Source organism: Nocardioides sp. NPDC054178 (assembly GCF_055585005.1).
In genome coordinates, this window is the sequence record NZ_JBVJKY010000002.1 from 224905 (window position 1) to 237416 (window position 12512).

Genomic DNA, 12512 nt, shown 5'->3' on the forward strand with positions numbered 1-12512 from the left:
ACGATCACCGTCGACGTACGCGGCGAGCTCGCCGAGCTCAAGACCACCGTCAACACCATGGTCGACCAGCTCTCCGCCTTCGCCGACGAGGTCACCCGTGTCGCCCGCGAGGTCGGCACCGAGGGCAAGCTCGGCGGCCAGGCCGAGGTGCCGGGCGTCGGCGGCCGGTGGAAGAACCTCACCGACTCCGTCAACTCCATGGCGACCAACCTGACCAACCAGGTCCGCAACATCGCCCAGGTCACCACCGCCGTCGCCGGCGGCGACCTCTCCCAGAAGATCACCGTCGACGTACGCGGCGAGCTCGCCGAGCTCAAGACCACCGTCAACACCATGGTCGACCAGCTCTCCGCCTTCGCCGACGAGGTCACCCGCGTCGCCCGCGAGGTCGGTGGCGAGGGTCAGCTCGGTGGCCAGGCGGCGGTGCCCGGCGTCTCCGGCACCTGGCGCGACCTGACCGACTCGGTGAACTTCATGGCCGGCACCCTGACCGCCCAGGTCCGCAACATCGCCCAGGTCACCACCGCGGTGGCCCGCGGCGACCTGAGCCGGCAGATCACCGTCGATGCCCGCGGTGAGATCCTCGAGCTCAAGTCGACCATCAACACCATGGTCGACCAGCTCTCCTCCTTCGCCGCCGAGGTCACCCGTGTCGCTCGCGAGGTCGGCACCGAGGGCAAGCTCGGCGGCCAGGCCGACGTGCACGACGTCTCGGGCACGTGGAAGGACCTCACCGACTCCGTCAACTCGATGGCCTCCAACCTGACCTCCCAGGTCCGCAACATCGCCCAGGTCACCACCGCGGTCGCCCGCGGCGACCTGACCCAGAAGATCACCGTCGACGCCCGCGGCGAGATCCTCGAGCTCAAGTCGACCATCAACACCATGGTCGACCAGCTCGGGTCCTTCGCCGACGAGGTCACCCGCGTCGCCCGCGAGGTCGGCACCGAGGGCGCGCTCGGCGGCCAGGCCCAGGTGCCGGGTGTCGCCGGCACCTGGCGCGACCTGACCGTCTCGGTGAACTCGATGGCCTCCAACCTGACCAACCAGGTCCGCAGCATCGCCCAGGTCTCCAAGGCGGTCTCCCAGGGTGACCTGTCGCAGAAGATCTCCATCGAGGCCCGCGGCGAGGTCGCCGCCCTCGCCGGCACCCTCAACGCGATGGTCGACACGCTGCGCACCTTCGCCGACGAGGTCACCCGTGTCGCCCGCGAGGTCGGCACCGAGGGATCGCTGGGCGGCCAGGCTCACGTACGCGGCGTGGCCGGCACCTGGAAGGACCTCACCGACTCCGTCAACTCGATGGCCTCCAACCTGACCTCCCAGGTCCGCAACATCGCCCAGGTCACCACCGCCGTCGCCCGCGGCGACCTGACCCAGAAGATCACCGTCGACGCCCGCGGCGAGATCCTCGAGCTCAAGTCCACCGTCAACACCATGGTCGACCAGCTCTCCTCCTTCGCCGACGAGGTCACCCGCGTCGCCCGCGAGGTCGGCACCGAGGGCAAGCTCGGCGGCCAGGCCGAGGTCGCCGACGTCTCCGGCACCTGGCGTGGCCTGACGGAGAACGTCAACCAGCTCGCCGGCACGCTGACCACCCAGCTCCGCGCGATCGCCGAGGTCTCCGCCGCGGTGACCCAGGGCGACCTGAGCCGCCAGATCACCGTCGGCGCCGCCGGCGAGGTGGCCGACCTGAAGGACAACCTCAACGAGATGATCGACTCGCTGCGGGAGACCACCCGGGCCAACGAGGACCAGGACTGGCTCAAGACCAACCTGGCCCGGTTCACCGGTCACATGCAGGGCGGCCGAGACCTGCTGGAGGTCGCCCGGCTGATCGTCTCCGAGCTCACCCCGCTGGTCGGCGCACAGCAGGGCTCGATCTTCCTCACCGACCAGAGCTCCGAGCACCGCGGCGCCAAGGTCCTGCGCCGGATCGCCTCCTACGGCTACCAGCCCGGTCCCGACGTACCCGACGTCTTCGCGCTCGGCGAGGGCCTGGTCGGGCAGGCGGCCTACGACCGTCAGCCGATCGTCGTACGCGACGTGCCGGCCGAGTTCCTGCGGATCTCCTCGGGACACGGGTCGGCGGCACCGACCTCGATCGTGGTGCTCCCGGTGGCGTTCGAGGAGAAGGTGATCGGTGTCGTCGAGCTCGCCTCGTTCCGGCCGTTCAGTGCCGTCCACATGCAGTTCCTCGAGCAGCTCGCGGAGTCGATCGGGGTCTCGCTCAACGCGATCATGGCCAGCTCGCGCACCGAGGAGCTGCTGGTCGAGTCGCAGCGTCTGGCCGCCGAGCTGCAGGACAAGCAGGACGAGGGCGAGCGCCAGCAGGTCGAGCTGCAGCAGACCAACGCCGCCCTCGAGGAGAAGGCGCGCCAGCTCGCCGACCAGAACCAGGCGATCGAGATCAAGAACCTCGAGATCGAGGAGGCCCGGCGCGGCCTGGAGGAGCGCGCCGAGCAGCTCGCCCTCTCGTCCCGCTACAAGTCCGAGTTCCTGGCCAACATGTCGCACGAGCTGCGTACGCCGCTCAACTCGCTGCTCATCCTGGCGCGGCTGCTCTCCGACAACGTCGACGGCAACCTCAACTCCCGCCAGGTGGAGTACTCCCGCACCATCCACGGTGCCGGCACCGATCTGCTCCAGCTGATCAACGACATCCTCGACCTGTCCAAGGTCGAGGCGGGGAAGATGGACGTCCACACGACCGACGTCGCGGTGACCTCGGTGGTCGAGTACGTCGAGGCGACCTTCCGGCCGCTGACCGCCGAGAAGGACCTCGACTTCATCGTCAGCGTCGCCCCCGACGTGCCCCGGGTGCTGCGCTCGGACCAGCACCGCCTGCAGCAGGTGCTGCGCAACCTGCTCTCCAACGCGGTGAAGTTCACCGACAGGGGCGATGTCCGGCTGCTGATCCGCAACGCCTCCGGCGAGCGCTTCTCCACACCCAGCCTGCAGCAGGCCGACGCCGTGCTGGCGTTCTCGGTGGTCGACACCGGCATCGGCATCCCGCCGGAGAAGCTGAAGGTCATCTTCGAGGCGTTCCAGCAGGCCGACGGCACGATCAGCCGCAAGTTCGGCGGCACCGGGCTCGGCCTGTCGATCAGCCGCGAGGTGGCCCACCTCATCGGCGGCGAGATCCAGGTCCAGAGCGACCCAGGACACGGCAGCTCCTTCACCCTGTACGTCCCCAGGATCAGCTCCGGGACGATCGATGCCCAGCCCTCCCCTGCCGTCGGTGAGCAGAGCGCACCGGTTCAGTCTCTGGACTCACCCGTTCAGCAGGGATCGTCGCTCCAGCGGGACGAGACCGGCCGGGGTGCTGACCAGGTCCTGCTGGTCCTCAGCGGGGGCAGCGACGAGTCCGGACCCGCCACCAGCGCCGTCGTGGAGGCACTGTTCGGCTCGGTGGACGAGGTCGAGACGGTCTTCGGCGCATCGCCCGACGACGCTCAGGCGATCCTGGCCGACCGCGAGGTCGACTGTGTGGTGCTGGACCTTCCGCCGGCCGAGGGCGGGTTCGACGTGCTCCGCTGGATGCGCACCCACAAGCGCACCAAGAACATCCCGGTGGTGCTGAGTAGGGTCGGCGAGGTGACCAAGGCTCAGCAGAGCCGGCTGAACAGGTATGCCCAGGCGATGACCCTCAAGACGCCGGCAACCACCGAGGAGGCGATCGACGACGTGAGCGTGCTGCTGGGCCGCACCGGGGCGCAGCCCCCGATGACGTACGTCCCGGAGCCGGCCGACCCGACCGGCCAGTTCGTCGGGCGGAGGATCCTGATCGTCGACGACGACGTACGCAACGTCTTCGCCCTCACCAGCGCGCTCGAGCAGCATGGCATCGACGTCATCTACGCGGAGTCCGGGGAGGCCGGGATCGAGGCTCTCCAGCGGGAGCCGGGCGTCGACCTCGTGCTGATGGACATCATGATGCCGGGCATGGACGGCCTGACCGCGATGCGCCTGATCCGCGACATCCCGCAGTTCAAGAGCCTGCCGATGATCGCGCTGACCGCGAAGGCGATGACCGGTGACCGCGAGGACAGCCTCGCCGCCGGCGCCTCGGAGTACATCACCAAGCCGGTCGACGTCGCCGATCTGCTCTCCTTGTTCCGGGTGTGGCTGGCATGAGCGAGCGGCAGGGGACGGCGAAGATCCTCCTTGTCGACGACCGGGCCGCCAACCTGGTCGCGCTCGAGGCGATCCTCGGCTCGCTCAACCAGACCCTCGTCCGCGCGGCGTCCGGCGAGGACGCTCTGCGCGCTCTGCTGCACGACGACTTCGCGCTGATCCTGCTCGACGCGCAGATGCCGGGGATGGACGGCTTCGAGACGGCCGCCCGGATCAAGGCACGGGAGCGCACCAAGGATGTCCCGATCATCTTCCTGACCGCCAACGACTTCGACACCCATCTCGCCTATCGCGGCTACGCGACCGGCGCCGCCGACTTCCTCGCCAAGCCGTTCGACCCGTGGCTGCTGCGCGCGAAGGTGCAGGTCTTCGTCGACCTATGGCACGCCAGCCGCAAGCTCAGCACCCAGGCCGACCTGCTACGGCATTCTCTGGACGAGCGAGCCGCCCGGCCCGGCCGGGTCGACGTCGACGTCGTCACCGACCTCCGCTCCCGGCTGGCGGGGGTGGAGGAGGCGGTGGCCGAGCTCGACACCGGCGGCGACATCGGTCCCGGTGGCGATGCCCGCCGCCGCCTCGGCAAGCGGCTCGACGATCTCCGGCAGGCGCTCGACGCGCTGGTCTGATCAGGCCAGAAGGGTTCTGCCCAGAACGGTCAGATCCGGGCGCGGTAGGCGGCCAGGACCTGCTCCGCCTTCTCCCTGTCGGCGTCCTGCAGCGGGATGAGCAGCTCGGCGACCACGTCGGTCAGCTCGGCGACGCGCCGGTTGAGCTGACGCTGCTCCTGCACCTCGGCCTCGAGCGCCTCGATACGGCGGACCAGCGAGGCGCGCGTACGGGCCGCGTCCCGGGCGCCGCGGGCGATGTTCTTGATGCCGGATTCGTCGGACATGTCAGTTTCCTTCTACAGACGTGAGGGGAGGCCAGGACGCGCGCAGTCGTGCGACGCGCGGCAGCGGGTCGTCGAGCATGTCCCGGCCGTCGACGATCTCGAGGTGCTCGACCACACCGCCGGCCGCCTCGATCTCGGCCTGGACCAGGGCGGGGTCGACGCGGCGTACGAGGCCTTCGGGCTTCGGGGCGGGAAGGTTCTCACCGGTGGCCGCGAACTCGAGGTAGAGCTTGCCGCCGCCGGGGCGCAGCGCCATCTTCGACAGGGTCCAGAGCTGGTGCCGGGCCGCCTTGTCGAGGCACCCGATCAGGTCACGGGCGTAGAGATGGTGCGGGTCGCGGGCCAGCCGCGCGCCCAGCGTCAGGGTCGACCGGAGCTCGCCGAGGATGAGCTGGTCGGAGACCAGCGGGAGCTTGTGGCGCTCGGCGCGGCGGCGGACGGCCGCCACCGCGGCGCGGGAGAAGTCCACCGAGTGCACCTGGTGTCCCTTGCGGGCGAAGAAGCGACCGTCGCGGCCGATCGCGCCGGAGCCGAGGTCGACGACCTTGGCGCCCTCGGGAAGCTGCTTGGCGACCTGTGTCGCGAAGTAGGACTGCTTGGTCTCCAGCTCGCTGCCGTGGGTGTTGTGGAACTCGGTCCAGAACCCCATGTCGGTGCGGAACCCACGCAGCCAGCCGTCCAGGCGACGCACGCCCGCGGGCGGGTCGGCGTACTTGAACGACGGGTCCGGGGTGCGCCACTTCGGCCCGTAGATGAAGGCCAGCATCTCCTCGGGCTCGGCGGGAGCCGGGAAGTCGTAGCCGTGCAGGTTGATCGTGGAGACCGGCACGATCGCCTCGCGGCGCAGCCGGCCGGAGCGGTTGCCGAGCTGGTAGAAGACCGGCTCGCCGTCCTTGTCGGGCACGTAGAACGCCACGAAGATGTCGATGTGCACCTTGCGGCCGTCCGAGACCTCGAGCAGCACCTTGATGTCGCCACCGGACATCCGCAGGATGCTCCAGCCGCGCTCGCGCATGGTGCGCTCGATGGCGTACGACTCGGTGATGATGTCGGCGGGGACGGTGTGCTGGGAGAGGTAGCAGACGTCGGTGTCGGAGTCGTGGCCGAGCATCCGGCCCTCGCGGATCGCGCCGAGGAGCGCGCCGTAGTTGAGGTAGGCCTCGACGCCGATCACGTCGCGGAGGTCGGCGAGGACACGCTGGGTGCCGTCGAGGATCTCCGCTCGGATGCTCTCGTCGGTGGCCTCGAACGACCGGGTCAGGTGGCCGACCTTGTCGACGCTGAGCGGGTGACCGCTGCCGTCGACGATCGAGATGGCGCCCTCGCCGGTGCCGAGCGCGACCTTCTCCTCGAAGAGCACCTCGCCGTCGTAGTCGGCGATCGTGATCGTCGCGGAGCCATCCAGGAACCGGGTCAGCACGGTCGGCCACGGCACCATCGTGCCGCCGTCCGTCCGGTGGCCGTCGCGGTCAGGGGTGAGGGACCAGACGTACTGGCCGTCGACGGAGAGGACCAGGACCGGCGTCGAGGAGTCCTTGACCAGGACCCCTTCGTCGGAGATCTCGAACTGTCCGCCAGTCGTGGGGGCACTGCCGGTCACGAGACCTGGGCATCCTCTCGCGCGATGGCCTTCCGCAGAGCGGTGCTGCTGGTCTGGAGCGTGTAGGGGAAGTAGACGACCTCGACACCGACCGACGCCATCTTCTTCTCGAGCGCGTCGCCCTTCTCGGTGCCCTTCCAGTCATCGCCCTTGAAGAGGTGGGTGAACCCGACCTCGCGCCAGGAGTCGACCTTGTCGGTGGTGCGCTCGGCGTAGACCGCGTCCACGATCCCGATCGCCTCGACGATCTCCAGCCTCTCGACGAGCGGGACGGTCGGGATGATCCCCTTCGTCGTCTCGCAGACCTCGTCGGAGACCACACCCGCGATCAACGTGTCGCAGCGCTCACGCGCCTGGCGCAGCATGTTGAGGTGACCGATGTGGAAGAGATCGAACACGCCAGGTACGTAACCGATGATCGGTCCCATGCCCACGCTTCCTCCAAGTGTTTGTCGATTAGTTTGGGCGACTTTACACCCTGCTCCCCCACAGCCTCGATGTGAGGCCAGTATCCATACCACCTTGCGCTTCCCTGCAATCACCGACGCGACACGCGGACGTTCACAGGAAGCCCGGCGACCTTACACGAAGATGAACGGCGCATGGCCATTGTTGCCCGATGTGTCAAGCCGGACGACAGGCTGTTGAGCTAGCGTCGGAGCATGGATGTCGTCGAGATCGACGGGATGGAACTCGCCTTCCGACGGGCCGGGCACGGCCCTGCGGTCCTCTTCGTCCACGGCGGCGCGGAGGACGGCCGCACCTGGACACCTCAGCTCGACGCGCTCGCCGAGGAGTTCACCGTCATCGCCTGGGACGAGCCGGGCGCGGGTGGCTCCGCCGACGTGCCCGCGGGGTTCGGGCTGAGCGACTACGCCGACGCTCTGGCCGGCCTGATCCGCGCGCTGGACGTCGCTCCGTGCGCCCTCGTCGGGATCTCCTGGGGAGTGACCGTCATCCTCGAGCTGTATCGGCGCCACCCCGGCGTCGTCCGCAGCCTCGTCCTCGCGGACGGCTACGCCGGCTGGCTCGGCTCGCTCGGCCCCGAGGAGGCCGACGCCCGGCTCGCCGGCCTGCGCGACCAGCCGGAGGGCAGCTTCGACCCGACCCTCCCGAACCTCTTCGCCGGCTCGCCGCCGACGGAGTTCGTGCCTCTGTTGGACGCGCTGTCAGCAGACGTACGCCACCACAGCATGCTCACCGCCCTGACCGCGATGGCTCACGCCGACCTGAGCGACGTGCTCGACACGATCCAGGTGCCCACCCAGCTCATCTGGGGCGCCCTCGACGCGCGCTCACCCCTGTCGGTGGCCCACGAGTTCGAGCGCCGGATCCCCGGCGCCGACCTCGCCGTCATCCCCGACTGCGGCCACGTCAGCAACCTCGAGGATCCGCAGGCGTTCAACGACATCCTCCGCGGCTTCCTGCGCCGCCACACCGCGTGAGTCGCACTCACACCCGAGAGGGGTCGGGGCTGCGGCGCGTCGCCAGGTGGCTGGTGAGCACGGTGACGGCGAGGATCCCGATGATCACGGCGAGAGAGGCCAGCGTGGGGATCTCAGGGACGGCGTCCCACCGCTGGTGCGCCCAGTGCAGCCCGAGCTTGACGCCGATGAACGCGAGGATCACCGCGAGCCCGAAGTCCAGGTGGACCAGCCTGCTCAGCGCGCCCTGCAGCACGAAGTAGAGCGCGCGCAGCCCGAGCAACGCGAACGCGTTGGTGACGAACACCAGGAACGGATCGCCGGTGATGCCGTACACGGCGGGCACCGAGTCGACCGCGAACACGACATCGGTGGTCAGCACCGCCAGTACGACGAGCGCGAACGGCGTGACCGCCCGACGGCCGTCCACCAGGCCGACGATCCGCGGTCCCTGGTAGTCGGAGGTGACCGGGACAAGACGGCGAGCCAGCCGAACGACCCGCAGTGCGTCGACATCGACGTCGTGGCTGGTGTGGGTGACACGATTCGCAACGACCCTCACCGAGGTGGCGACCAGAATCAGGCCGAAGACCAGGAACGTCCAGTCGAACGCCGCCAACGCGACGGCGCCGACCGCGATGAACACCGCCCGCAGGATCAGCGCGCCGACGATGCCGTACAGCAGCACCCGCTGCTGCAGTTCCAGCGGGACCGCGAAGGCCGCGAGCAGCAGCATGAACACGAAGAGGTTGTCGACGCTGAGCGACTTCTCCACCAGATATCCGGTGAGGTACTCCAGGCCGCGTGTGGCACCGTAGCGCCACCAGACGAAGAGCCCGAAGGCCAGCGGCAGCGCGATGTAGAAGACCGACCAGCGCAGCGCCTCGCGCATCGACACCTCGTGCGGGCGTCGGGTGATCACGAAGTCGAGTGCCAGCAGGACCAGCAAGGCACCGACCGTGAGCAGCCACAGGCTGGGCGTCCCGATCGAGTCGATCGCCCCGGTCCTCACCTGGCGTCCTGGCGCCGCCCCGGTTGACGGTGCCCCGGCCTGTGCAGCACCGGATGGTGGCGCTGGTAGGTCCGGGCGATGTCGTACACCACGAACGCGACCAGCGCACCACCCCAGATCGCGAGGCCGACCCAGGCGAAGACCTCACCCACGGTGAGGGCCTGCGCCTCGGCAGAGGCCAGCAGGGGCGATCGCTCGGGCCTGGTCGCTTCCGCGCCGTTCGCATCGACATCGGGGGGCGGCTGAGAGTGCCACACACCCAGCACCGATCGATCCCACAAGGACGTAGACATCGCTGCACCTCCATCGGTAGTCCGACGAAGGTCTTCCTCAGCAGGTCGCTCCACGGGCCGGGCGGTAAGCCGAGATGACGACACGTGGCTAGGAGGTACTCCCCTTCACCATCCATCGTAACGCCGCCCGACTCCATCCGACAGGGGTCGGATGCATGAACGGTCGCGTTGCTGGTTACCGACGACGCAACCTGATGAAGCGTCTGGGCGACTTTCCCTGCCGCCGGGCACGGGAAGTGACACCACGACAGAGTCGTCAGGTGCCGCGACCTCGAGCAACAGCCCGAGGTCGCGGTCCCTGACCCAGGCCCCTAGATGAGCAGCAGGGTCTTTCCTATGGCGGTGCGGTTCTCGATCGCGGCATGCGCGTCGGCCGCCTGCTCCAGAGAGAAGGTCTGGCCGATCACCGGCCGGACGACCCCAGCGGCGGCCTGGAGGACCGTCCCGAACGCCCCCGAGCGAGTAGCCCGGTTCGCCGCGTGCCGGACGCACTCTCATGCCGATGAGCGGATCCTTTCCTTCCGAGCCCGTGCAGGCAGTCGACCATCTGCCGAGGTGTCTTCTGCGAGCGGCGTGGGTACCTCGGCAGAATGAAGCCACTTCAAGTCGGCCTCGTAGCCGACCCCGCCAAGCCCACTCAGATCGCGCGCGCGTTCGGCGACCGCTATCGGCCGAACCGCGAGGATCGGCGCGACTGGGACATCGAGGTAGTCAGTGAGCCGTTCACGGTCGATTGCGAGGACGTGGAGGCCGCGCTGTCACGGCTGACGGATCGGGCTCAGGAACGTCACTGGGAGGTGGTCGTCGGGCTCACCGAGCTCCCCCTTCGCGGCGGCGACGGCCGATACCTGCTGGTCGACAGCGACCCGCAGCAACGGACTGCGGTGCTGTCGCTGCCCGCGCTCGGCGGCCTTCGCATGCACAAGCGCAGTAGACACGCACTGCGCGACGTCGTCAGCGGGATGGCCGACCCCACCTCCGAGAACGGGCACCGAGTGCCGCTGCCTCGGCGCAGTGGCCGCTGGCGGCTGCTCCTGGGCATGGTTCTCGCCAACCGGCCGTGGCTGCTCGTGCCCGGGCTCAAGACAGCGCTGGTCGCGGCACTCACGACCGGGGCCATCGCCACCATCAACTCCACCGTGTGGCTGTTGGCCGGGTCGCTGTCCTGGTGGCGCCTCGCTATCGCATCGATCGCCTCGATCGCCCTCGTCGTCGGTTGGCTCGTCATCGACGGTGGACTGTGGGACAGGCCGGACGACAACTCCGCTCAAGCCCGGGAGAGGTCGCGTCTCTACAACACCTCGACGCTGGTGACCCTGACCGCCGGGGTGATCATCTGCTATATCGCGCTCTACGTCCTGAACCTGGTGTGGGCGCTGTTCGTCCTCGACCCCGCCATCATGGGCGGCTACCTCCGCATGTCGCTGGGCTACGGGGACCTGTTCGTCCTGACTTGGTTCGTCGCGTCGGCGGCCACTGTCGGCGGCGCGCTGGGCAGCGGGCTGGAGTCGGACGAAGCGATCCGCGCGGCCGCCTACTCCAAGCGAGAAGAGGACCGTCGCAACCGGCTCGCCCGCGAGCGGAACTAGCCGGGCGGCCGCGCCCGCGGCGCTTTTCGATGCCCGTGTACGCGACTTAGGCGGTTACCCGCCAACAGGAGACAGTACGTAATGGGAGCCGAAGAGCGGATGCGGGCACTGTTCGCCGGCGTCGCCAAGCATTGACGGCACAGAAATTGATGACACGGTGCAGAGCGGTGAAGACCAGGGCGAGCAACCGGGACCGAATCTGATCCGTCGTGTGCCATCCTCGTGTGCCATCCGGAACGAGAAGGCCCGCCTCGATCTGCAAAGGCGCAGTTCAGAGCGGGCTTTCTGCTCCCCGGGTAGGAGTCGAACCTACGTCGCTAGTCCTGATTCAAAGTCAGGCGGGCCCTGCCGGCAGACCAACCGGGGAACGTACGCCGAAACGCACGGGACAACTGTAGACGGCAGAGGCCGCGCTCACCGCACTGACTCAGCATCATCCATCGCCCCGACCGGGTGGAGCGCGCTATCGTCGAGACACCCTCCCGTGTCGCACCCCTCTCCTCGATGCGATGTCGCCGGGCGGGCATACCCTTTCGAGGAGCTCACGTTGGCTGATGACGTCACGATCGATGGTTCGACCATTCATACGGCGCGCGTGCGGCTTCGGCCGTGGCGCGAGGACGATGCGCCCGCGGCACTCGAGATCTACGGCAGCGCCGAGGTCTCCCGCTGGCTGGCACCGGCGATGGAGCAGGTCACCGACGTCGACAGCATGCGGGCGACGATCAGCAGGTGGCTCGCCGCGCCCCCAGGACCCGACGGCCGGGCGAGCGGCCGATGGGTGGTCGAGGAGATCGAGAGCGGACGTGTCGCGGGCTCGGCACAGATCCTCCCGCTCCCTCCTGAAGGCGAAGACCTCGAGGTGGGCTACCAGCTCGCCCCCTGGGCGTGGGGCCGGGGACTGGGATCGGAGGCCGGGCACGCCCTTGCCCATTACGCGTTCGCCAACGGCGAGGAGGAGATCTTCGCCGTCGTGCGACCCCGGAACGAGCACGGCATCCACGCTGCGCGCCGCATCGGCATGGACTGGGTCGGAGAGACGGAGAAGTACTACAACCTGAGGCTTCAGGTCTACCGCCTCCGCAACAGCGACCTGGACATGTCCCCGCTCAACCCGAGTCCCCTCGAACGCTGACCAGCGCGGCCGTCGACGTCGTGGAGCTCTCCGGAAGCAGCACGAGCAGACGGTTTGGCCCCGTCGTCGTCCACATCAGGGCGTCACGATCGAGCAGTGTTGTTCAACGCCGGAATGAGAGCAGCAGGATGGGGTAGGTTGCCGACATGCTCATCATCGCGATCATCCTGTTCGGCATCGTGGCAGGCGGCGTGGCACAACTCGTTCTCGGTCGTTCGATGAAGGAGATCGATTGGACCACGGCGGCGGTGACCGGCCTCCTGGGTTCCTTCATCGGTGGCCTGGGGCTCAGCCTCGCCACCGGCAACGGCCTCGATCTCCACCCGACCGGATTGATCGGGTCGATCCTGGGCGCCCTGCTTCTCACCTGGGCCTGGGGGCTCTGGCGCCGATCGCGCCAGGGCGAGTGATCGTCGGATCGTCCGAGCGG

General features: G+C 68.7%; 11 protein-coding genes, 1 tRNA gene and 1 pseudogene. 6 read left to right on the forward strand and 7 right to left on the reverse strand.

The genetic code is table 11. From position 1 onward, the window contains the following. Both ACZ6WN_RS07630 and ACZ6WN_RS07635 read left to right on the forward strand, forming a co-directional pair. Window positions 1–4137, forward strand: a 4137-nt coding sequence (locus ACZ6WN_RS07630; protein WP_465863782.1) for a HAMP domain-containing protein, incomplete at its 5' end; no start/stop codon positions are given. After that, window positions 4134–4763: a response regulator gene (locus ACZ6WN_RS07635; protein ID WP_465863783.1), complete on the forward strand. Its 630-nt coding sequence runs from the start codon at window positions 4134–4136 to the stop codon at window positions 4761–4763. The genes ACZ6WN_RS07630 and ACZ6WN_RS07635, both read left to right, overlap by 4 nt. Window positions 4764–4792: 29 nt before the next feature. On the opposite strand, the gene ACZ6WN_RS07640 is transcribed toward ACZ6WN_RS07635, so the two are convergent. From ACZ6WN_RS07640 to ACZ6WN_RS07650, 3 genes are read right to left on the reverse strand one after another with little or no spacing between them, the layout of a single operon-like run. Then, window positions 4793–5029, reverse strand: a complete 237-nt coding sequence (locus ACZ6WN_RS07640) for a DUF6752 domain-containing protein (RefSeq protein WP_465863785.1) — start codon at window positions 5027–5029, stop codon at window positions 4793–4795. Window position 5030: 1 nt separating this feature from the next. Beyond that, window positions 5031–6629 carry a class I SAM-dependent methyltransferase gene (locus tag ACZ6WN_RS07645; RefSeq protein ID WP_465863786.1) on the reverse strand — a complete coding sequence of 533 codons (1599 nt, stop codon included), beginning with the start codon at window positions 6627–6629 and terminating at the stop codon, window positions 5031–5033. Further along, window positions 6626–7057: an FAD synthase family protein gene (locus tag ACZ6WN_RS07650; RefSeq protein ID WP_350660472.1), complete on the reverse strand. Its 432-nt coding sequence runs from the start codon at window positions 7055–7057 to the stop codon at window positions 6626–6628. Before ACZ6WN_RS07650 ends, ACZ6WN_RS07645 begins: the two co-directional genes overlap by 4 nt. A gap of 234 nt (window positions 7058–7291) precedes the next feature. Between ACZ6WN_RS07650 and ACZ6WN_RS07655 the strand changes: the two genes are divergently transcribed. Further along, window positions 7292–8074 (forward strand): alpha/beta fold hydrolase, encoded by a 783-nt coding sequence (locus ACZ6WN_RS07655; RefSeq protein ID WP_465863788.1) that lies wholly within the window; start codon window positions 7292–7294, stop codon window positions 8072–8074. Between the two features lie 7 nt (window positions 8075–8081). On the opposite strand, the gene ACZ6WN_RS07660 is transcribed toward ACZ6WN_RS07655, so the two are convergent. The 3 genes and pseudogenes from ACZ6WN_RS07660 to ACZ6WN_RS07670 all read right to left on the reverse strand — a co-directional run. After that, the gene (locus ACZ6WN_RS07660) at window positions 8082–9065 is read right to left on the reverse strand and encodes a TerC/Alx family metal homeostasis membrane protein (protein ID WP_465863790.1); all 984 of its coding nucleotides are present in this window, start codon (window positions 9063–9065) and stop codon (window positions 8082–8084) included. After that, complete coding sequence (locus tag ACZ6WN_RS07665; RefSeq protein WP_465863792.1) at window positions 9062–9358, reverse strand: hypothetical protein; 297 nt, start codon at window positions 9356–9358, stop codon at window positions 9062–9064. The genes ACZ6WN_RS07660 and ACZ6WN_RS07665 overlap by 4 nt, the downstream gene beginning before the upstream one ends. Window positions 9359–9669: 311 nt before the next feature. Further along, a pseudogene (locus tag ACZ6WN_RS07670) lies at window positions 9670–9777 on the reverse strand (zinc-binding dehydrogenase); the annotation flags it as partial. Window positions 9778–9948: 171 nt separating this feature from the next. Here ACZ6WN_RS07670 and ACZ6WN_RS07675 point away from each other — a divergent pair. Continuing rightward, window positions 9949–10947, forward strand: coding sequence for a hypothetical protein (locus tag ACZ6WN_RS07675; RefSeq protein ID WP_465863794.1), 999 nt, complete (start codon window positions 9949–9951; stop codon window positions 10945–10947). A gap of 288 nt (window positions 10948–11235) precedes the next feature. Here the strand turns inward: ACZ6WN_RS07675 and ACZ6WN_RS07680 are convergent. Next, window positions 11236–11314, reverse strand: a tRNA-Gln gene (locus ACZ6WN_RS07680). A gap of 180 nt (window positions 11315–11494) precedes the next feature. On the opposite strand from ACZ6WN_RS07680, the gene ACZ6WN_RS07685 reads away from it, so the two are divergent. Beyond that, on the forward strand, window positions 11495–12082 hold the full coding sequence (locus ACZ6WN_RS07685) for a GNAT family N-acetyltransferase (protein WP_465863795.1): 588 nt from the start codon (window positions 11495–11497) through the stop codon (window positions 12080–12082). Between the two features lie 146 nt (window positions 12083–12228). Then, window positions 12229–12492, forward strand: coding sequence for a GlsB/YeaQ/YmgE family stress response membrane protein (locus tag ACZ6WN_RS07690; RefSeq protein ID WP_465863796.1), 264 nt, complete (start codon window positions 12229–12231; stop codon window positions 12490–12492). The last annotated feature ends 20 nt before the right edge of the window (window positions 12493–12512 follow it).